This is a genomic window from Rhizocola hellebori (assembly GCF_016862955.1).
Taxonomy (GTDB): domain Bacteria; phylum Actinomycetota; class Actinomycetes; order Mycobacteriales; family Micromonosporaceae; genus Rhizocola; species Rhizocola hellebori.
Genome location: NZ_BONY01000010.1, coordinates 138,461 through 157,643, shown reverse-complemented (window position 1 = coordinate 157,643; position 19,183 = coordinate 138,461). Strand labels below are relative to the sequence as shown.

20 protein-coding genes and 1 pseudogene are annotated in these 19,183 nt (G+C 66.6%); 13 read left to right on the top strand and 8 right to left on the bottom strand.

The features are described 5' to 3' along the window. Positions 1-3: 3 nt before the first annotated feature. On the top strand, positions 4-405 hold the full coding sequence (locus Rhe02_RS10365; RefSeq protein WP_203907914.1) for an SRPBCC family protein: 402 nt from the start codon (positions 4-6) through the stop codon (positions 403-405). Here Rhe02_RS10365 and Rhe02_RS10360 read toward each other — a convergent pair. Then, positions 397-1,149: a DUF1345 domain-containing protein gene (locus Rhe02_RS10360; RefSeq protein ID WP_239123633.1), complete on the bottom strand. Its 753-nt coding sequence runs from the start codon at positions 1,147-1,149 to the stop codon at positions 397-399. The two genes, Rhe02_RS10365 and Rhe02_RS10360, sit on opposite strands and share 9 nt — an antisense overlap. 159 nt (positions 1,150-1,308) lie before the next feature. On the opposite strand from Rhe02_RS10360, the gene Rhe02_RS10355 reads away from it, so the two are divergent. Continuing rightward, on the top strand, positions 1,309-1,968 hold the full coding sequence (locus tag Rhe02_RS10355) for an MSMEG_1061 family FMN-dependent PPOX-type flavoprotein (protein WP_203907913.1): 660 nt from the start codon (positions 1,309-1,311) through the stop codon (positions 1,966-1,968). Between the two features lie 27 nt (positions 1,969-1,995). Here the strand turns inward: Rhe02_RS10355 and Rhe02_RS10350 are convergent, their stop codons facing one another. Beyond that, positions 1,996-3,111: a DNA glycosylase AlkZ-like family protein gene (locus tag Rhe02_RS10350; RefSeq protein ID WP_203907912.1), complete on the bottom strand. Its 1,116-nt coding sequence runs from the start codon at positions 3,109-3,111 to the stop codon at positions 1,996-1,998. Between the two features lie 113 nt (positions 3,112-3,224). Here Rhe02_RS10350 and Rhe02_RS10345 point away from each other — a divergent pair, with 113 nt between their 5' ends. Both Rhe02_RS10345 and Rhe02_RS10340 read left to right on the top strand, forming a co-directional pair. After that, positions 3,225-3,971, top strand: a complete 747-nt coding sequence (locus tag Rhe02_RS10345) for a phytanoyl-CoA dioxygenase family protein (protein WP_203907911.1) — start codon at positions 3,225-3,227, stop codon at positions 3,969-3,971. Positions 3,972-4,127: 156 nt separating this feature from the next. Beyond that, entirely contained in the window at positions 4,128-4,997 is an 870-nt protein-coding gene (locus tag Rhe02_RS10340; protein WP_203907910.1) for a HEAT repeat domain-containing protein, read from the top strand. Positions 4,998-5,037: 40 nt separating this feature from the next. Here Rhe02_RS10340 and Rhe02_RS10335 read toward each other — a convergent pair whose 3' ends face one another. Further along, the gene (locus tag Rhe02_RS10335) at positions 5,038-5,901 is read right to left on the bottom strand and encodes a phosphotransferase family protein (RefSeq protein ID WP_373320617.1); all 864 of its coding nucleotides are present in this window, start codon (positions 5,899-5,901) and stop codon (positions 5,038-5,040) included. A gap of 202 nt (positions 5,902-6,103) precedes the next feature. Between Rhe02_RS10335 and Rhe02_RS10330 the strand changes: the two genes are divergently transcribed. The 4 genes from Rhe02_RS10330 to aac(3) all read left to right on the top strand — a co-directional run bounded on the left by Rhe02_RS10330 (position 6,104) and on the right by aac(3) (position 8,614). Beyond that, positions 6,104-6,670, top strand: coding sequence for a hypothetical protein (locus Rhe02_RS10330; RefSeq protein ID WP_203907908.1), 567 nt, complete (start codon positions 6,104-6,106; stop codon positions 6,668-6,670). A gap of 122 nt (positions 6,671-6,792) precedes the next feature. Beyond that, a complete protein-coding gene (locus Rhe02_RS10325) occupies positions 6,793-7,050 on the top strand; it encodes a hypothetical protein (RefSeq protein WP_203907907.1) in 258 nt (85 codons plus the stop codon). 53 nt (positions 7,051-7,103) lie between these two features. After that, complete coding sequence (locus tag Rhe02_RS10320; protein WP_239123632.1) at positions 7,104-7,793, top strand: HAD family hydrolase; 690 nt, start codon at positions 7,104-7,106, stop codon at positions 7,791-7,793. Further along, a complete protein-coding gene (aac(3), locus tag Rhe02_RS10315) occupies positions 7,790-8,614 on the top strand; it encodes an aminoglycoside 3-N-acetyltransferase (protein WP_203907905.1) in 825 nt (274 codons plus the stop codon). The genes Rhe02_RS10320 and aac(3) overlap by 4 nt, the downstream gene beginning before the upstream one ends. A gap of 160 nt (positions 8,615-8,774) precedes the next feature. On the opposite strand, the gene Rhe02_RS50505 is transcribed toward aac(3), so the two are convergent. Together Rhe02_RS50505 and Rhe02_RS10305 are read right to left on the bottom strand one after the other, a co-directional pair. Beyond that, positions 8,775-10,574 (bottom strand): M91 family zinc metallopeptidase, encoded by a 1,800-nt coding sequence (locus Rhe02_RS50505; RefSeq protein WP_203907904.1) that lies wholly within the window; start codon positions 10,572-10,574, stop codon positions 8,775-8,777. Positions 10,575-10,584: 10 nt separating this feature from the next. Then, the gene (locus tag Rhe02_RS10305) at positions 10,585-10,926 is read right to left on the bottom strand and encodes a hypothetical protein (RefSeq protein WP_203907903.1); all 342 of its coding nucleotides are present in this window, start codon (positions 10,924-10,926) and stop codon (positions 10,585-10,587) included. A 323-nt stretch (positions 10,927-11,249) separates the two neighbouring features. On the opposite strand from Rhe02_RS10305, the gene Rhe02_RS10300 reads away from it, so the two are divergent. Both Rhe02_RS10300 and Rhe02_RS10295 read left to right on the top strand, forming a co-directional pair. After that, positions 11,250-12,299, top strand: coding sequence for a terpene synthase family protein (locus tag Rhe02_RS10300; RefSeq protein ID WP_203907902.1), 1,050 nt, complete (start codon positions 11,250-11,252; stop codon positions 12,297-12,299). An 11-nt stretch (positions 12,300-12,310) separates the two neighbouring features. Beyond that, positions 12,311-13,168, top strand: a complete 858-nt coding sequence (locus Rhe02_RS10295) for a geranyl diphosphate 2-C-methyltransferase (RefSeq protein ID WP_203907901.1) — start codon at positions 12,311-12,313, stop codon at positions 13,166-13,168. A 56-nt stretch (positions 13,169-13,224) separates the two neighbouring features. Here Rhe02_RS10295 and Rhe02_RS10290 read toward each other — a convergent pair whose 3' ends face one another. Continuing rightward, the gene (locus Rhe02_RS10290) at positions 13,225-13,476 is read right to left on the bottom strand and encodes a carbohydrate-binding protein (RefSeq protein ID WP_203907900.1); all 252 of its coding nucleotides are present in this window, start codon (positions 13,474-13,476) and stop codon (positions 13,225-13,227) included. 229 nt (positions 13,477-13,705) lie between these two features. On the opposite strand from Rhe02_RS10290, the gene Rhe02_RS10285 reads away from it, so the two are divergent. Next, positions 13,706-15,766: a tetratricopeptide repeat protein gene (locus Rhe02_RS10285; protein WP_203907899.1), complete on the top strand. Its 2,061-nt coding sequence runs from the start codon at positions 13,706-13,708 to the stop codon at positions 15,764-15,766. A 61-nt stretch (positions 15,767-15,827) separates the two neighbouring features. On the opposite strand, the gene Rhe02_RS10280 is transcribed toward Rhe02_RS10285, so the two are convergent. Then, complete coding sequence (locus Rhe02_RS10280) at positions 15,828-16,985, bottom strand: GH12 family glycosyl hydrolase domain-containing protein (RefSeq protein ID WP_203907898.1); 1,158 nt, start codon at positions 16,983-16,985, stop codon at positions 15,828-15,830. 221 nt (positions 16,986-17,206) lie between these two features. Between Rhe02_RS10280 and Rhe02_RS50760 the strand changes: the two genes are divergently transcribed. Beyond that, positions 17,207-18,598 (top strand): RICIN domain-containing protein, encoded by a 1,392-nt coding sequence (locus Rhe02_RS50760; RefSeq protein WP_308441989.1) that lies wholly within the window; start codon positions 17,207-17,209, stop codon positions 18,596-18,598. Here Rhe02_RS50760 and Rhe02_RS49755 read toward each other — a convergent pair. Further along, positions 18,585-18,665, bottom strand: a pseudogene (locus tag Rhe02_RS49755) (hypothetical protein); the annotation flags it as partial. The gene Rhe02_RS50760 and the pseudogene Rhe02_RS49755 overlap by 14 nt on opposite strands. Positions 18,666-18,669: 4 nt before the next feature. Between Rhe02_RS49755 and Rhe02_RS50500 the strand changes: the two are divergent. Further along, complete coding sequence (locus tag Rhe02_RS50500; RefSeq protein ID WP_275412606.1) at positions 18,670-18,804, top strand: hypothetical protein; 135 nt, start codon at positions 18,670-18,672, stop codon at positions 18,802-18,804. Positions 18,805-19,183 lie beyond the last annotated feature (379 nt).

The following is a 19,183-nucleotide window of genomic DNA, read 5'->3' as shown; positions in this document are numbered from 1 at the left end:
GCTATGCGTGACATTGACATCAACGCTCCCGCCGCCCGGGTCTGGGAGCTGATCAGCGACTTCCACACGGCCCCAATACGCATGGCGCCAGGCTTCGTCGTCGACAGCACACCCGGCGGGCCCAACCTCCGAACGGTCACTTTCGCCAACGGCTTCGTGGCGCGGGAACTCCTGATTTCAAGCGACGAAGCCATGCGCCGCACCGTGTTTTCCATCGTCGGCGGCACCGTCACGCCGCAGCACGACAACGCGTCCATGCAGGTCTTCGACAATGAGACCGGTGGCAGCCACTTCGTCTGGGTTCACGACGTATTGCCAGACGAGCTCGCACCCCAGTTCGCCGCCGCCATGGAACACGGCCTAACCGTACTCAAACACACCGCCGAACAAGCGAACTTACTGTAGGGCGTTGACCGCGCGGGCGATGACCAGTGCTACCAGGACCAAAGAGCTGGCCGATTGCAGCAGCATCGTCATCTTGGCCCAGCGCGACAGCGGCAGCGTGTCTGTCGGGCTGAAGGCGGTGGTATTGGTGAAGGAGAGATACAGGTAGTCGACGAAGGTGGGTTCCCAGTCCGGCTTGGCCAGTTCGGGTGCGGTCATTTGTGGGAAAAGGAAATCTGGGTAGGGGTTGCGTCCGCTTGCCCTGGCGGCCGGACCGCCGCGGTCGAATTCCCAGTACCACAGCGCAGCCACGATCACGTTGGTGAACCAGACAGCCGCCGCCTTGAGCAAGACCGCGACCGGCTCGTCGCCGAGCGCCCCATCGATCAGGCCGCTGGCCAGACGCCAGCCCGACCAGAGCGTCGCTATGCTGGCGATCGCGACCAGGGCCAGGCCAAGCGGTCGTAGGTGTGCGGACTCGCGGGTGATCCGCACGGGGTTGGCGATCAGGAGCACGACGAAAATCGCCGCTTCCAGGGCTGGCAAGAGGTACCTGGGCTGGAACGCGAGATGTGTGGGCATTGCCAGCTGAAGCGCAATAAGCGCGGCGATGGCCACCGCTACCGGTAGGCGATGCTCGCCCCGGGTGCGCCGCAGCCACGCGGGCAGGTTCAATGGATCGACCTCGAAGCCCAGCAATCGCTCCAAACGCGACAGCCGAGCTCGGCTCGACGTTTCCGAAGAGCCAGCAGCATCCTCGTTCATGCCCATATGGTAGGCGCAGAAACGAAATCCGATACTCGGGCCAGGCCTCAACTGTCGCGCTGCGACGGTCGCCCGGAGGTCGTGTCGGTTATTCCCGGATCACCTCAGCCCTTGCCGTCCAGTATGGACAGTCAGTACCGCGCCATTAGGCTTGGCGGCATGATGCCAGCCCGTGCCGCCAGTGCCTTCGACTCGCTGCGCCTGGACGCCGTACCCGACCAGGAGACGCTGCGCCGGACCTACGAACTGCCCAGCGAAACGGCCGTACGCAAGCAGATGACCGAACTCACCGAACAGACCCGACAGCTGATCGGCTGCTCGTCGCTGGTCTTTGTCGCCAGCATGGACGCCGAGGGCAACTGCGACGTGACCCCGCGCGGCGGCCCGGCCGGGTTCGTCAGCGTCTTGGACCCATGGACGGTGGCGATACCGGACGCGACCGGCAACAAGCGTCTGGACACCCTGCAAAACGTCATCGCCACCGGACGGGCCGGGCTGCTGTTCGTCATCCCGGGGCGCACCACGACGCTCAGGATGAACGGCCGGGCCTGCGTCTCCACTCGCCCAGAGCTGCTCTCGCAGCTGACCGCCGTGGGCAAGCCACCGGCCAGCGCGCTGGTACTGGGGATCGATGAGGTCTACCCGCACTGCCCCAAGGCACTGCTGCGCAGCGGAGCCTGGAAGCCGGAGCAATGGCTGCCCGCCGACGCCCAGCCGACCTCGGCCGAGGTGATGCTGGCCCAGCTGCGGATGCCGGAGCTGACGATCGCCGACATCGAGCAGTCGGAGGCGGACTCGCTGAAATACCGGTACGAGTGACGAGGCCGCTGGGAGCGGCTTTCCGGCTTACAAGGCCAAGGTTAGGCGCAGGTCCCGGTCGAGGATGGCTGCCAGGCGGCGGGTTTCCTGCTCGATCGCCTTACGGGGCCGGCGTCGCTCGTCGAGCCAGCTGACCGTGATCTCGTCGTCCGCTCGGGCCCATGTTCCGCGGACGACACCGCCGGCGATCACCGGGTTGGCCTTGCGTGTCATGAGGTCTCGCCGCGCCGGCGGAGTGACGTGGACGTCTTTGGTGCCAGGACCCATCACCCACTGGTCGTGCCCGGGCAGGAACCGCACCGCCTCCGACGGACGTGTGCCAACGAGGGCGTCGATGTCCTCGCGCGCGACATACCCCACGCTCCCCTCGACGTCGACCGCCACTAGCCGGTCGGCGAGCCCTGCGAACCAGGAATCGAGCCGCTTACGCCCCGCGCTCAGGCCTTCGCCGAGCCAGTAGTGAAGATTGTCGATCGTTGCCGGCCCATACGTCCGGAAGTACGCCAAGACGGCACGCGGTCCCGCTTCCTCGAGGTCTGGGATGCCCCGCCACCTCGGATTGCTGTCCAGGCGCTGCAAGGTGCGCTTTCCGTCGCGCGGCGGGCCGAAGCTCAGGTCTCCCTGCCACGACAGCGGCTTGATCAGCGTTCCCGCGCCCTCGTCGAAGACCGGCTTCAGGTGCCGATATGCGCGGTTCCTCGACAGCGCCTGCCCCAGCTCGGCGACGGTCAACGGCCCGTCGCTCAGGGCCGCGCGCACCGCGGCCCGGAAGCCCAGCCAGTCCGAGGCGGTGAGCCGGTAGTAGTCCACCCAGCTCTTCAGCTCCCACTGCCGGCCGGCCGATCGGATGGCCAGGTACATGCCGCCTTCCTCGGGACACAGATAGTGCATGGACCCACGGAACGTGAACGCCTTAATCACCTCGCCGTCAGCCAGCGCCTGCGCCAGCTCACCCGGACGTGACGTCGAACAACGGGTCCGGACTGCCAGCTCAGCCAGCGACTCGTCCATCGAGAGCACCACGCCGAGCCGCCTTACCACCTCCGCGACCGGCCTAGCCGCTACTGGGTCCAGCAACTGCCGCTCCAACCGCCAGGCCAGCGCCTGTGACCACGTGACGGAAGCCTCGGTTTTCCTGCCCATGTAGGTAGCCTCGCATCCATTCCGGACGAACGACGTCCGGCTCCCCGAGCTGTGTTTCCCGGGTTCGACGATATTCAGATGCCTCGACGTTGTCGGCCCAGCATGCTTGCTCCATGAGCCCGCTGACTCAGGATCAGGTACACCGCTTCGCCGATGACGGCTTTCTGGTCGCCCCCGGGCTCATTGACGCCGATCGGGTCGAGGCAGCCCTGGCCGTGGTCGACGGCCTCATCGCGTCGAGCCCGCCGCCAGCCGGTCATACCGGGCACCATTTCCATTGGGACCAGGAGGCCATGGCGCTGCTGGCGACACTGACCGAGACGTCGGCATGGGACGCGGCGTGTCAGCTGACCGGTGCAGACCTTCTTGCACCGCAACAGGTCCAGGTGGCTCTGACCTATCCGCCATACCCGCACCTGCCCGGTGGAGGACACCTCGACGGCTTCCATGCGCTAACCGAGCATGGTGGGCCTTTCTCGTTCACGCTTCTGGCCGGGGTGATCCTGTCCGATCAGAGCCGCGACAACATGGGCAACCTGTTCGTGTGGCCGGGAAGCCACCGCGAGATCACCGCCTACGAACGCACCCACGGCACGGGCACCGCGGTCGAGGCCGTGATCGCCAGCGGCACGGCCCAGCCCGCAATGATCCGCAGCAACCCGGTTCAAGTACACGCCTGCCCGGGAAACGTGGTGTTCGCGCACTACTTGCTGGCCCACAACATTGGCGGCAACACCTCCGACATCATCCGAAAGACCATCTACATGCGACTGTCGCGTCCGGGCAACCGGGAGCATTGGCGGGAGATCTTCGCCGACCCGTGGTACGAGTACGACGGTGTCCGGACCGCGGCCGCCTGAAAGTCCACTGTGGACACTCGAGCCGCAGGTGCTGGAGGTCGCGGCGGTCGGTGGTCTGACGCGGCCGGCCACGGCGCGGTTGCGGTGGCCGCAGCCTGCATCGGCGCGATCAAAAATTGAAGGACCGGCGGTTGGTGGGACAGGTAGCGTGGCGGCATGGCGACGTGGCGGCAGTCCGGTGAGGATCCGCGCGGGACCGACGAGTTGTTCCGGGTTGCGCTGACCGAGCTTGATCTTTCGGACGAGGAGCTGCGGTCGGCGACGGCCGCGGTGGTCGCGCTGCAGTCTCGGCCCACCCGCGAGGTGCTCGACCGGGCGTGTGAGCTGTGTCGGTCGGCCGACGTCGACGAGCGTCGGCTCGGCGTTGCGGTGCTTGGCGAACTGCGCGATTTCGCCGACGTGGCCTCTGCCGGGCCGGCGTTCGTCGAGGAGTCTATGCAGATGCTGCTCGCCCTTGCCGCGACGGAGCCGAACACAGATGTCCTGGTCGAGGTGGCGCGGGCGTTCGGCTTCCGGATGGATCCGCGGGCCGTCGAGCCCCTGCTGGCCTGGCGGGGCCACGTTGAGCCGTCGATGCGGTTGTTCGTCGCGTGTTCCCTGCGCAGCTGCCGTACCCCGGACAACGAGGCACGGGTGGTCGATGCGCTGATCGAGCTGACCGGCGACACAGACGGCGAGGTCCGCGACTTTGCCCTGTTCGGACTGCGCGAGCTGGAGGTGGACAGCGCGCAGGTCCGCGAAGCCATGCTGCTGCGGGTAAGGGATCCGGACGTCAGCGCGGCCGGCGAGGCGCTCGTCGGCCTGGCCATGCTGGGCGATGAGCGTGCGATCGCGCCGTTGATCGAGTACCTGGAAGACCCGGATCCGCACGGCGCCATCGCCTATGGGCTGGATGCGGCCACAGCCCTTGCCGACCCACGGCTGCTGCCCACGCTTCGCGCGCTGGAACAACGCCTTGGTGATCGATCCGACCTTCGCCAGGCGATCCTGGCCTGCACCGAAGGATCTTGGCGTGCCGCAGGGTGAGGCGACGCGGCCGGAAGGGCGACCAGCAGGGAACTCGCAATTATCCGAGGCGCCGTAGCGCTGTCTCGATAGCGACCTCGACCCGGGAAGTCATGCCGGGCATATCGACGGGACGGCGCCCGGCGACCTGACTACGGATCCACTTCGGCCCGCTATCGTCATAGTGCAGCAGGGCATACAGGTCCCACCACGGATCGAGAGTCACCCCGGCGATCGACTCATAGAGCGACCGAAGCTGCTCCGACCACTCGGGCGAGTAGAGCGCCGCCAAGTATCGCCGACAGTGCCCGACGTCAATCGCGCGCGACCCCCGATGGATGGAGTTCCAGTCGGTCAGTCCAGTAATCCTCCCGCGCGACCACAGCATGTTGACAGGCAGGAGATCGCAGTGCAGAAAGACGGCGGTGTCCGTTGGCGGTGGCGCCGCCATGACACCAAACGCCGCCTTCCACACAGCCGGCTTCTGTGCGCCGGCCGGCACCTGAAACCCGTCTCGAGGAGCGATCCAAGAATCCGCCCAAGGTCTGAACATCTTCGCGGGGAGATCGAGGGAATGCAGCGACACAGCAATCTCCGCGATCCTCGTCATCCACGACCGAGGTTCCGCCGGATTGAGGTCAAGATGCCCCTGCAATCGTGTCATCAGCAACGATGGCGCGCCCCCCGTCGAAGCACCAGCAACATCGGTAGCCAGGACGATCGGAACCGGGAGCCCGCTTCCCGCCACCACACCAAGGTTGGCGATTTCCTTCTCCAAGCTGAGCCGTAGGCCAAGCCCGCCTGGGTACTGCCGCAGTACGACGAACGTTCGCATTCCACGCCGCTCGACAGTCAGCCGATTCACGGCGGAGCAGACGCCACCGGTCAATCGGCGATAGCCAACGATGCGACTGCCCCCACCCATTGACGCCGCAACCCAGGCGAGAGTCTCCGCGGAGGGCCGACGCTGCCTGAACCCGCCATCCCTCCAGTCGCCGCCGGTCATAAGCGCGAGCCTATTCGGCAGGGACCTACGGCGACACGGGTTTCTAACCCGTAACGGGATTGCGCAGAACTACGGATGTGGGACAAGCGTTGCCACACATAAGTTTCATCGACTGCAACGAGTGGTCGACACCGAAATACTCATCGGAAGGGAACTTATGAACACCAGATCGACTCCATTCGCCCGGCATGCCGGCGGAGCCGTCCGGGCCGCGGCGACACTCCTGCTGACGCTGGCCACCATGGCCGGCCTGCTGGTGGTCGCGACGCCCGCCCAAGCCGCACCTGCCGCCTCGGTCAAGCCCACCCGGATCGCCGTGCCGATGGTGGTGAAATCCAGCAAGGGCGCCGCCGTCGCGGCCGCGGAGCCCTGCGGCACCTTGTACATCACCGTCACGCCGGAAGGCCCCACCCTCCTTCAGGCGCGGCTCTCTTACGGCTTCAGTGTCACGATCGGCAGCAGAGTGATCTACCGGGACATCTTCGTCCTCTATTCCAACGCCGACAGTAACTTCCAAGGGAGCTTCACCGACAACAGCTTCATGTTCAGTTTCGTCTACGACAATTTCAGGGTCGTGAACACGGGTGTTCTCCCCGGGACGATCCTCGCCACGATCGGCGTCACGGTCACCCTTACCGATTTCTCGGTCTGCGTGGGCATTGCCACCGACGACCTCCCCTACCCGTAGTGGTCAACCGAGGTAGGTCAGGCACTACCGAAATCGAGGCGGTCAGCGCTCGGCGGCCGAGCGCTGGCCGCCTCACTCTGACGCACCCACGCGCATAGCGTCCGTCATCCATAATCGGGGCCATGACATCGCAGCTTCCCGAGTGGATGCGCAACCCCCAGCCCGGTCGCACCACCCTCAGCTGGAAGATCCGCCAGGCGTGGCGGCGTACCCCTATCTGGCGGTTCTTTTCGGCAATCAACGCCTGGAACCCGAGGCGCTTCAGGATCTCCCAACGGTTCCCCACGACCTGGGCGATCTTGACTTGGTTCTTTCTTGTCGCCGTGTCGTTGACCATTGCCTTCTGGGCGTGGATCACCTACGGGGAGATCGTCTACTGACGCACCTCGAGGCCCAAGATGCGCGGCGGATAGGCTGCGGCATGCTCATCGACATGGCACCCGAACCGATCAAGGGGGTCATCTTTGACTTCCATGCCACCCTGGTTGAGGGCCGCGACCCCGGTCGCTGGATTGAGGCCGCTTTTCGCCGTCTGGCCGAGCAGGGAAACGCGGCGCCGGATCTGAGCGCCGAGCAGATCACTGGGCTGGGTGAGCATCTTGACCAGATCTGGGAGCACGCCCACACGATCGCCCCCGGAAGCGAGCGCGATCTCAGCCAGGAGCGCCACCGGGACGTCTTCCACAGGACGGTCGCGCTTTATCCCGGCATCAAACCCGATCTGATCGCCGCCCTGTACGACGTCATGCCCGATCTGTGGGTGCTTTTCGCCGACGCCCTGCCTGTCCTTCGAGAACTCAAGTCACGCGGCGTCAGAATCGTAGTGCTGTCCAACATTGGGCTGGACATCCGTCCGCTCCTCGACCGGGTCGGTGTCAGTGGCCTGCTCGACGGCGTGGTGCTGTCCTTCGAGGAGGGTCTGGTGAAGCCCGACCCGGCGATCTTTGCCCGCGCGCTGGAGCTGCTTGCCGTTGCGGGCAGCCAAACCTTGATGGTCGGCGACAGTCCCAGAGACGACGTCGGCGGAGTTTCGCTACAGATTCGAACGTTGATCCTGCCTCGGACCGATGGCCCGGTTCACGGCCTGGGAATGGTTCTGCAGATGGTCGGCAACGACAAATGAACAACACCGAATGGATAACCGCCGACCAGCTTGGCGATGCGCTGTCTGACGCCGGTCTGCCCGCTGGCGGGATCGTCATGGTTCATGCTCGGCTGTCGGCATTCCCCTGGATCGTCGGCGGCGCCGAAAGCGTCGTGCACGCGCTGCTCAAAGCCGTCGGACCGGGCGGAACCATCACCGCATACGCCGGCTGGGAGGACAACCCCTACCATCTCGGCTCCTGGCCGCCGGAAAGGCAGGCCGCGTACCACCACGGCATGCCCGCCTTCGACCCCGCCATCTCCGAAGCCCGCCGCGGCTACGGCCGACTCCCCGAACGCATCCGCACCTGGCCACAAGCCCACCGAAGCGCCCACCCAGAAATGAATCTGGTCGCCATCGGACCCCAGGCCGACTGGCTGACCCGCAGCGACCTCGACGACGACCCCTACGGTTCCGGCTCCCCCTTGGCCCGGCTCGTGCAGGCCAACGCCACCATCCTCATGCTCGCAGCGCCATTGGATTCACTCACACTGATCCATCACGCCGAACGGATAGCCGACGCCGAACCCAAACGCTGGGCCACCTATCGGATGCCGGTCCGCCGTAACGGCGAAACGGTCTGGCATCCCTTCACTGCCATCGATACCTCCCGCGGCGCCTACGACTACGCGACGCATGTCGGCGCAGAAGGCTACATCGATACCATCGCCCGTTCCGCCCTTGACCACGGCATCGGCCGGCAAGCCACCATCTTCGGGGCCGACTGCCACATGTTTGCAGCCAAACCACTCGTCGATCACGCCACAAGCTGGATCGATCAGAGATTCAGCTCCGAGTGACCGAAGTCGACCACGCTGGGGATCGATACCTGTTTCGCGATTGGTGCCGCCGCGATGGGCGGGCTGCCCGGCAGGTCCGTTCAGCCACTTAGGATTCGCCTATCGCGAGCTACCTGCCGACGGCGGCGAGTGCCGCGGCAATCGTCAGGGAGCTGGAGGGTCAGTTGTAGGTCGGTCGGGTCGGCTCGCCGAGCTCTTCAAGCAGAGCGTTTTCGGTCAGGCCGTAGGGGTGCCTGGGGTCGAGCCGGTCGGGTGTGTGCGGGTTGTGGTCGTGGTCGATGGGAAGGCCGGTGACCACCCGCTCGAAGTTGTCCACTCCGGTATCGATGCCGTGCCCGTGGGTGCCGGTTGCTGACGTGCCGTTCATGAAGTCGTAGACGTGCCCGAATTCGTGGTAAAGGATCGTGACCGGCGGCTCCTGCATCTGGCCCCGCACGGCATTGGGGTATTGGTCATAGTGTGGGTTGTAGTCGATGGTGTTGGCGGTGCCGCTGAACGAGGCCGTCGAGTTGTCCGGGTCGGCGGGATTGTTGTATTCGTTGATGGTCAGCGTCCCATGCGAACTTGCCTGGGCAAGCTCCAACCCGGTGAGCATCTCCTGCCCGCGTGGCGACGAGCGCAGCATGTCGAGATCGGCCTGGACCCGCTCCTGAAACTCGGGTGTGCCGTTGACGGTGATGAATCTGGCCGTGTCATTGATTGCCAGGTTGGTACGCCGCTCGACATCGCCCGTGGTGGTGTCGCCCGCCTCGCCGAAGAACCGGTCACGCCCCGAGCCACCGGCGGCGCTGTCGTTGCCGAGCCCGCCGTACATCACGTCATTGCCGGCGCCGCCTCGCAGCGTGTCGTTGTCGCGCCCACCCGAAAGCATGTCGTTGCCCGCGCCGCCGTCGAGGGTGTCGTTGCCCCGGCCGCCTTCGAGATAGTCGCGGCCCTCGCCACCGACCAGACGGTCGTCGCCGCCCAGGCCGTAGGCGGTGTCGTTGCCCATGCCGCCCGAGATCCGGTCGTTGCCTGCCTGACCTTCCAGGTAGTCGCGCCCGGCGCCGCCGGAGAGACGGTCTGCGCCTGCACCGCCATAGATCTGGTCCCGGCCGTCGCCGCCGACGAGTGTCTCGTCGCCACCGCCACCGCGCAGGATGTCTCTGCCCTCGCCACCGGTGATGCTCAGATTTAGCCTGGTACCGGGATCGACCGTGACCTCGTCATTTCCCGCGCCGGCCCGGATTGTCAGCTCAGCGTTGGGCGGATAGCGGTGCTGCACTCCGTTGACGGTCAGCAGCTGCTCGTTCGTGGCCGGATCGACCGAGACCCGCACCGTGTCGTTGCCCGGCCCGGTGTTGACGACGACCCGATTTCCGTCGCGCAACACCATGGTGCCCGCGGCCTCCGCCGGCATCTTGAAGTCGTCCCGGACCCCCTCGGCGACCTTGCGCCACTTGCCGGCGATGTCTACGAATGCCTGGCGCACAGGCCCGAGCCGGGCCAGCTCGCGGGCGAGGGTCTGATCGAGCTGCTCGCGGATGCGCCGGCTGTGTGCGTGCGAGGTGCGCACCAGCCGAGCCTGCTCCTCGGTCTGCGGCTGCCACATGATGGCGTTGGCCCCGGCGGCGGTGTGGTTGACCGCAGACGCTCGGGTCCACTCGGTGCGCAGCTCGCCTTCGGCCCGGCGCAGAGCGGTGACCGCATCGGACAGGGCGTCGACCACCACCTGTGACTTGACCGAGGCGGTGTGCAGGTCCTGGGTCAGCTTGCGGCGATGCCGGTCGTAGGAGTCGGCGCATTCGCCGGCCCACGGCCCGTCGTAGGCTGCTTTGCCGAGCCGATCGACATCGTCGGCGACGGTCTGCGTCGCCTGGCAAAAAGTGCGCCAGGCAGCCGCGGCATTGGTCAGTCGATCGGCACGATCGCGCGCTGTCCAGACGTCGGCGGTGCGAAATGGCGGCGGCGGATTCGACATCGAACACTCCTCAGTGGATGCCGAGACGGTCGAGAACCAGCCGTATGAACTCGGCGGCGGCCCGCTCATCGGCCTGCTGGTAGGCGAAGGCGACCCGCAGGACACGGTCGTTGTCGCCCTCGAGAACGGCCGCCAAACGGCCGAAGGCGACGTCGGCGGCGCCGGTCGTGGTTTGGTGCCCTCGGATGAGATCGTCACCGTGCGAGGTGTTGCCCGCGTCGGTGGACTCCAGTTGCAAGGCGGCCTGCGCGGCCTGCCATGCCTCGGTGAGCTGTTGCGACGATCGCAGCAACTGTTCGGCCAACCGGGCCAGCTCGGCTGGGTCGGCGCGGACCTCAGGAACAGCCATCATGGCACCTCCGTCGCGTCCCAGTGTGCGAGCCGACCTGTCACCAACACCATGGGGAAACCCCTGCGCCACCATGGGGCATTCCCTGTCACCCGTTCGGTTGTGACGATCAGTCCAATGTGGACGGTGTTCGATCAAGCCTCGGGTCACCCGAACGGATTACCGGGCACAGAAGGCAGCGTGGCATCTCCCTATAGTCCATTTCTGACCGATTTACAACTTATATACAACTTGAGCTAGTTGGTCTATAACTGTCGGTAGCAATACGCGGACCTGCCCGCTAACGCGACCGCCGGAGCGAAAATATGACGAACTGGTCACCACCGATGCCGACCGGTATTGGCACCTCCGCCTTCCGCACCCTCCGCGCCGACCTCAGCCCGGATTCCACATCGGACAGACCGAAGACCGCAGACCCCTTCGCCGATCTGTACTGCCCCGAACCGCTCCGCATCGATGAGCCGCTCGGCGAGCGGGTCAACGAACGGGTGCTGGCCTGGGCCACAGAGATCGGGTTTCCGCCGTCGGTGCTCAAAATGTTGCGCACGGCCGGTTTCGGCCGGTTCGCGATGCTCGCCCACCCCGACAGCAACGACGTCGACCGGTTGTTCGCGACCGCGGCATGGACGGCCGCGCTGACCGTCATGGACGACTACTACTGCGACGACGAAGCCCTCGGCGCCGACCCGGACCGGCTCGGCGCGCGGCTGACCCTGGCACTGGCGGCGATCGACCGCGGCCGGCTCGTCGGTGAATACCAGACCAGGCTCGATGCGGCTGTGGCCGCCGACCCGCTGCTGGCCGCGTTGCGCTCCAGCGTTGACGAGCTTTCCCGCTATGGCACGCCGTCGCAACTGGGCCGTGCACTCTTCGAAAACGACCACTTTTTCATTGGTACCACTGGAGAAATGAGCTGGAGAACGACCGGTGAAATGCCGCCGGTCTGGCAATATCTTGCGGCCCGGCAGGTCAATAGCTTTTTGCCGTGCATCACCACCACGGACCTGGTCAGTGGCTACCTGCTACCCGCCGATCTGTATTTCGAGCCCGGGGTCCGCCGGGCCTGCAAGCTGCTTGGCCTGACCACGGTCGTCGTCAACGACCTGTACTCCATGGCCAAGGAGAGCGCCCAGGACAGTCCCGACGGCGGCCTGCCGCTGGTGGTGTCGGCCGAGCGTGGCTGCTCGCTGGAGGAAGCCGCCGCGATCAGTGTCGGCATCCACAACGATCTGATGCACGCCTTCGACGACCAATGCCGCGACCTGGCGGCCGTGCCCTCAATCGAGCTTCAGCTCTTCCTTGCCGGGATCCGCAACTGGGCCGCCGGCAGCAGGGAATGGCACCGCAGCAGTATTCGCTTCCAGCCCAACGAGTAAGGAGAGTCCCGATGACCACCACCATCCAACCCGAACTAGCGTTGAGCGACTACCAAAAGGAGGTCGCCGCCTATTGGCGGGTGCACACCACCGATCCGGTCAACGAGGAGCTCGGCAAAGTCGACGGCCTTTACCATCACCACTACGGCATAGGCGAACCTGAACGGTCGGTGCTCAAGGCCCCGTGGGCAATCCGCGATCAGGAGATCATCAAGGAGCTGCACCGGCTGGAGACCGCCCAGGCCGACTTTCTGCTCGATCAGCTCGGCCCGGTCCTGCCCAGCGATCGGCTCTTCGATGCCGGATGCGGCCGGGGTGGCACGAGCATCATGGCGAACGCCCGCTTCGGTTGTGAGGTCGACGGAATGACGATTTCGGAGGTGCAGGCCGACTTCGCCAATCAGCAGGCCTCCGAGCGGCAGATCGCCGGCAAGGTTCGCTTCCATCTGCACGACATGCTGCACACCGGTCTTCCCGACAATTCCATCCGGGCGCTGTGGACCAACGAGACGACCATGTATGTCGACCTTCAGGACCTGTACCGCGAATTCGCGCGCATCCTGCGCCCCGGGGGCCGATATGTGAACATCACCGGCTGCTACAACGACGTGCTCGGCGCCAAGTCCGCCGCCGTTCGCCAGATCGACAACCATTACATCTGCAACGTGCATGCCCGCAGCACCTACTTCAAAGCACTCGCCGCCAACGGGCTCGTCCCAGTCAAGGTCGTCGACCTGACCCCGCTGACCATCCCCTACTGGCAAATGCGTGAGCAGTCCTCGGTTCGCAGCGGGATAGAGCAGGCGTTCCTGTCTTCCTACCACGACGGCAGCTTCCAATACCTGCTGATAGTCGCCGACCGGATCTGACCCGCGTGCTGCCGGGCGTCTCGCGGGACGCCCGGCAGCACGGTGGTGGTGTGGTTTCAGGAGAAGCGGATCCAGTCGAGGTCGGCGATGTCGCTGCCGTCACCGGCGCGGAAGACCACGGCGATGCTCGCCGTTGCGGTCGGGCCGGAGTCTACGTTGTAGGTGATTTCGTGGTAGGTGCGCCAGTCCCCTGTACCCAGAAGGCCGGGAGATGCCAACAAAGCGCCTGTGGCGGAACCGGAGCGGAACTCGATGGTGAACGCCTGACTGGTGGGCCGCCCGGAAGAGTAGCGGAACGTGACTTGCACCGGGCGGCCACGCCCCGGCGGACTTCTGCTATGCCACCCTGCACCCCTAGGCTGGGTGTCTGCGGCCACCACGCGGTCTGGTTTGGACAGTTCGCTGCCGATCGCCGGGTCTGCTTTGAACCGGCCGACGGCAACATGCGTATATGTCGATGTGATACGCGGCGATGCCCACGATGGTGGCGTGGGCTAGTTTGGTCGGGGGCAACCAGACGGGATTGGCGGTGGCGAGGTGACGGGACAGGTGGGCAGCCGTGGCGGCCCGGCAGCCATGCCGCGCCAGCTTCCACTGGTACCCAGACACTTTGCCGGACGGGAAGACGAGCTTCGCCGGCTGGAGAGCATCGCGCAGGACACCGCGGCGGGCACTTCGCGCATCGTGGCCATCGAGGGCAGTGCCGGCATCGGCAAGACGACCCTCGCGCTGCATTGGGCAAGCAGCATCGCCCACCGGTTCGCCGACGGTCAGCTCTATGTGGACCTACAGGGCGCCGACCTGTCCAGCGATGTGGTCAGCGCCGATGATGCCAGCTATGGGTTCCTGATCGCCCTGGGGATCGCGCCGGACCGGATCCCGGCCTCGCTGACCGAACGGTCCGCGCTGTACCGAAGTGTCCTGGCGGACAAGGACGTTCTCATCGTGCTGGACAACGCGCGCGACTCCGAGCATGTGCGGCCGCTGCTGCCCGCCTCGGCGGGATGCCTGGTCATCGTCACCAGCCGAAGCCGGCTGACCGGCCTGGTCGCCACCGGCGGGGCACACTCCCTCGCGTTGAGCCTGCTCACCCCCGCCGATGCCAGGCAGCTGCTGGGCCACGCCATCGGCCTGGAGCGCCTGGAGCGGGAGCGGAGCGCGGCCGATGACATCATCGCGCACTGCGCCGGGCTGCCCTTGGCGCTGAGCATCGTCGCGGCCCGCGCGACCACCCGCCCGGGTTTCACACTTGCCGCGCTGTCGGAGGAGTTGCGCGACGAGAGCCGCCGGCTCGACGCCCTCGACGGTGGCGACTCAGCGACCGACCTGCGTTCGGTGCTGTCATGGTCGTACAGCAACCTGCCCGCCGACGCGGCCCGGCTGTTCCGTTTGCTGGGCTTGCATCGCGGGCCTGATGTCGACCCGCCGGCCGCGGCCAGCCTCGCCGCTGTGCCCGTGGCCCAAGCGCGCCGGATGCTGATCGAGCTGTCGCGCGAATATCTGCTCACCGAAGTCCGGCCCGGCCATTACCTGTGTCACGACCTTTTGCGGGTGTACGCGGCGGAGCTCGTCCACGCACACGACGACGAGCAACAGCGCCAAGCGGCCATCCACCGTTTGCTCGACCACTACCTGCACGCCACGGTCGCGGCCAGCCTGCAGGTCTATCAGCATCGCCGCCAGGTCGCGCCCCTTCAGCCGGCCCAGCCCGGCGTGGCCGCTGTCCAGTTCGCCGACCACGATCAGGCCCTGGACTGGCTGGCGACCCAGGCCCCGGTGCTGCTGCTGGCGATCCAGCAAGCGGCCGCCGCGGGCCTGGACGCCCACGCGCACCAGCTCGCCGACGCGGTGGCGGTGTACTTCGCCCGCCGCGGCAGATGGCGGGAAATGATTGCCGCACAACGATTCGCACTCGACGCGGCGCGGCGGCTCGACGATCCGGCGGGCCAGGCCCACGCCCACCGAAACATCGGCCTGGCCGCCGCGGAGCTGGCCGACCACGACGAGGCCGGCCGCCACTACCAACGGGCGCTCGACCTGTTCGGGACGCTTGGTGACCTGACCGGTGCCGCGCAGACCCAGCTCGGCGTGAGCCGCGCTCTGGACAAGGTCGGCCGCCACCGGGAGGCGCTCACGCACGCCAAGAAAGCCAGCGACCTTTACAAAGCGGCCGCGGACAGCATCGGTCAAGCCAACGCGCTCAACTCTGTGGGATGGTGCTACTCCCAGCTCGGCGAGGCCAAGCAGGCATTGGCCGCCTGCGAGGCAGCCCTGATCCTTGCCCAGACCAACAAGAATCGCTGGGTCGAAGGCGCCATCTGGGACAGCCTCGGCCGCGCCCACCGCCTGGTCGGCAACTACGACCGGGCCAGCCATGCCCATCACCAGGCCCTCGGCATCTGCCGCGAGATCGGCGACCGCCCACACGAGGCGGAAACCCTGATCCACATAGGCGAGCTGGAGCTGGGCGCGGGCAAAGTCGACTACGCACGCGAGGCGTGGCAGGCCGCCCTGGACATCCGCACCGAGCTCGGCCATCCCGACACGGCCGAAGTCCGATCGATGCTCGAAAGCATCCCCCGCCGCCGGTCACGCTAGCCGCCGCGGCCGCCGCGGCGGCGGGTCACGCCACCGCGACGGGTCATGGCAGGCCTGGGGTTCAGCCGAGCCGCCAGATCTGGTTGGACTGCCCATTGCCACAGGTCCAGATGATCAGCTCGGTGCCGTTGCCGGTGCCCCATCCGGCGGCATCCAGGCACTTGCCCGAGTGCGGGTTGAACAGGGTGCCGTCGGCGCGGTGCAGCCACTGCTGGGCGATCCCGCCCGGAATGCAGCTCCACAGCCACACCTCCGAGCCGTCGGCGGTGCCTGCGCCGCGCACGTCCAGACACTTGCCCGACTGCGGGTTGACGAAGGCGTTGCCGTCGCGCCGCCACTGCTGATTCCAGCGGCCGTGACAGTCCCACAGGATGATGTTGGTCCCGTCGCCGCTACCCCAGCCGGCCAAGTCCAAGCAGCGGTTGCTGCCCTGCCCGCGAATCGGGGTGCTGCCGGTGCCACCGCCGTTGACGGTGAACGCGAACTGGTTAACCGCCAAGCCGGCCCCGCCGATCCACGGCTCGAACCCGGCCTGCACGCTGGTGAGGTACCAGTTGGTGTCGATCTTTCCGCGGGCGACGGCGTCGTTGGTGAACGCCTTGACGCTGAAGTTAGTCATCGTGTTACTGGGTGTGGTGCGCACGTAGGAGATGACGTTCCAGCCGATGTTGCCGAACCAGACGTCCCAGCTGCCGCCTTCCAGGTTGACGGTGCCGACGCGGGTCCCGATCGGCTGCGGGCGGCCACGATGGCTGGCCCAGATCATGACCTCGGCACCGAAGTTCTGCCCGGCGGGAAACGGGTTCGCGTCGTACCAAAGGTCCAGCGATGCGTTCCACTCCCCCGCGTTCGGTGTGCTGATGTGGTACGTGGCGCGCGGATCGCCGAACTGGTTGACCCGCAACGGCAATCCGCTGCCGCTGGAGCAGTTGCCGTAGTGGCAGCCGGCGTAGATCGATGGATAGGCGGCCGGCGGACCGCTGGTGGAGTTGTTGTGGTCGGCCCGGGTCACCCGGAACGAGGCGCCCTCCACGCTGATGCATTGCGTCGTGCTTGCGCCCCAACGATTGTTCTGCACGATGTAGCGGTCACCGTCGACCCGCAGCGAGCCGAACTGATCGCAGATCTCGGTGGCCGCCAGCGCCGCGCCGGGAGGCGAGGCGAGCAGCCCGCCCGAGGCGAGCAGGATGGCAAGCAGCATTGGCCTGAGCTTGGGCATGAAGTCTCCAAAGGACAGACGTGATGGATGAGCGTCTGCCCTCGGCCATATCCCGCGCATTGCCCGGCTCCCGGCGGGCTGGCCCCTAACGCTTCGTTGCGCCGATTGTTCCCTGCCACCCGCTCGCCGCCCCACAGTTTTCGAAACCCGGCGAACAGCCGGCGCCGGTCGCCCACTGTTCGCTCCACATCGCAGCGAGGTATCCCGCACGCGGTGCCCACATGACACTGAGGTATCGAAAAGTGTCGACACCACGGGGAGGGTCCGGATACGTTGCGGCTCCTTGTCCCTCACCGAGAGGAGCCCTTGTCATGGCTCTGCGACGACGGCCGGCCCTGGCCGGCCTGGCCGCGCTATTACTGCTGGGCGGGCTGGCGGGGCCTGCGGGCGCGCAGCCCGCCGCGCCCGCACCCGACCCCCGGCTGCCCGCCGACGACGCCGCCCGCGGCCTGGTCTACCGCGGGCTCTCCGTGGCCGCCAACGATATGTGCCCCAGCGGAATCCGGGTGAACCTGGTCGAGCCCGTCATGTGCACGCACGGGCCGGACAGCCCGCCGCCGTATCTGGCCGTGCATCGCTCCGTGACGCCTATGCCACTCTTGTCCGGCACGGTGTCGGCTGGGCCGCAGGCGCTCGCGGTGTGCGAGGGCGATGGCACGTCGGGGCGGCGGGTGGAGGTGGTCTACGTACACGGAAATGTCAATAGGTATGGCCAATTCCTGGAGACCTTCCGCACCATCGCCGAAGGCATGGACGTCATCTACAACGAGTCGGCCCGGGAAACCGGCGGGCAGCGTCACATCCGCTTCGTCACCGAGAGCGTCAACGGCGCCTGCCGCCCGGTGGTCCGCGACGTCCAGGTAGCACAGTCTGCGCTGGCCGATCTCGGCGCGAGCGTCAACGCCATCAAGGCGCAGGGCTTCAACCGCACCGACCGCAAGTACGTCATGCTGGTCGAGGCCAACGTCTATTGTGGAATCGGCGGCTTCGCCGGTGACACCCGCAAAACCGACGCCAACCGGTCCAACTTCGGGCCCGAATACGGCCGCTCCGACAACGGCTGCTGGAACGCCAGCGTCGCCGCGCACGAGCTTGGTCACAACCTCGGCGCGGTGAACAACAACGCCCCCAACGCCTCCGGCGGCGCGCACTGCACCGACGAGTGGGACGTCATGTGCTATTCCGACGAGCCGAACCACCCGCCGATGCGATTCCTGTGCGGCGACCGGGCTCACGACGCGCGCCTGGACTGCAACCACGACGACTACTACCACACCAACCCGCCTGCGGGTTCCTACCTGGCCAACAACTTCAACGTGGCCGACAACCTGTTCCTCATCCGCGGTGGCGGTGTTGCCGCCCGCTCCATCATCAACCCAGTGTCGGGCCGCTGCTTGGACGTCTCCGGCGGCAGGACCGAAGACGGAACCAAAACCCAGCTGTGGGACTGCCTGAACAACCCCGCCCAGATGTGGCAGCAGGTGGGCAACACGCTGGTGAACCCCAACTCGGGCAAGTGTTTGGACGTGGCCGGCGCAAGCACCGCCAACGGCACGTCGGTGCGGCGGTGGCGCCACCGGCCACGTCGAGACACTTGCCCGAGTTCGGGTTGACCAGGGCGCCGTTGGGCTCGATCCGCCATTGCTGGGCGGGGTTGTTCAGGCAGTCCCACAGCTGCACCGCCGTGCCGTCGGTGGTGCGGCCGCCAGTCGAGCCGCAGGAAGAACTTGGCCTGCGGATTGGCGTTGATGAAATTGATCAGATTGGTGAACTGCCCGGCGTGCTGGCCGTTGGCGAGCTCCTGGGTCACCGCCCGTGAGCGCGCCGCCTTGGCGGACTCATCGCCGCCGGTGAAACCCGGCGGGTTGTCCTTCCAGCTGATTCCGATCTTGACCATCTTTGCTTGCTGGGCAAGGAAACCGGCGTAGTCGCGGTGGGCCGGGTTTATCCAGTTGCCGGACTTCACCTCGTAGTAGACCGAGCCACCGGCGGGCGCGGCGGCGAACGAGGTGTAGTCGTTCCACGACGATTGGGTGGACTGCCCGATGAACAGCAACCGGCCGCTGGCGGGGGCGAAGGTCGCGGCTGCCGCCGGGCCGGCGTCGAAACCGGTCGCGGCAAGGGCGGCCGCGGCCAGCACGACGCCGGTCAGGGCGCTGGCGAAACGTCTCACGGTGAGGCCTTTCGTGGGAGCGGGG

Coding starts and splice junctions, on each gene's coding strand:
- Rhe02_RS10320 (WP_239123632.1), top strand. CDS start 7,104: ATGGCACCCGAACCGATCAAGGGGGTCATCTTTGACTTCCATGCCACC.
- Rhe02_RS10365 (WP_203907914.1), top strand. CDS start 4: ATGCGTGACATTGACATCAACGCTCCCGCCGCCCGGGTCTGGGAGCTG.
- Rhe02_RS10335 (WP_373320617.1), bottom strand. CDS start 5,901: ATGGGTGGGGGCAGTCGCATCGTTGGCTATCGCCGATTGACCGGTGGC.
- Rhe02_RS10355 (WP_203907913.1), top strand. CDS start 1,309: ATGATGCCAGCCCGTGCCGCCAGTGCCTTCGACTCGCTGCGCCTGGAC.
- Rhe02_RS10360 (WP_239123633.1), bottom strand. CDS start 1,149: ATGAACGAGGATGCTGCTGGCTCTTCGGAAACGTCGAGCCGAGCTCGG.
- Rhe02_RS10325 (WP_203907907.1), top strand. CDS start 6,793: ATGACATCGCAGCTTCCCGAGTGGATGCGCAACCCCCAGCCCGGTCGC.
- Rhe02_RS10300 (WP_203907902.1), top strand. CDS start 11,250: ATGCCGACCGGTATTGGCACCTCCGCCTTCCGCACCCTCCGCGCCGAC.
- Rhe02_RS10295 (WP_203907901.1), top strand. CDS start 12,311: ATGACCACCACCATCCAACCCGAACTAGCGTTGAGCGACTACCAAAAG.
- Rhe02_RS10350 (WP_203907912.1), bottom strand. CDS start 3,111: ATGGGCAGGAAAACCGAGGCTTCCGTCACGTGGTCACAGGCGCTGGCC.
- Rhe02_RS10280 (WP_203907898.1), bottom strand. CDS start 16,985: ATGCCCAAGCTCAGGCCAATGCTGCTTGCCATCCTGCTCGCCTCGGGC.
- Rhe02_RS50760 (WP_308441989.1), top strand. CDS start 17,207: ATGACACTGAGGTATCGAAAAGTGTCGACACCACGGGGAGGGTCCGGA.
- Rhe02_RS50505 (WP_203907904.1), bottom strand. CDS start 10,574: ATGTCGAATCCGCCGCCGCCATTTCGCACCGCCGACGTCTGGACAGCG.
- Rhe02_RS10305 (WP_203907903.1), bottom strand. CDS start 10,926: ATGATGGCTGTTCCTGAGGTCCGCGCCGACCCAGCCGAGCTGGCCCGG.
- Rhe02_RS10345 (WP_203907911.1), top strand. CDS start 3,225: ATGAGCCCGCTGACTCAGGATCAGGTACACCGCTTCGCCGATGACGGC.
- Rhe02_RS10340 (WP_203907910.1), top strand. CDS start 4,128: ATGGCGACGTGGCGGCAGTCCGGTGAGGATCCGCGCGGGACCGACGAG.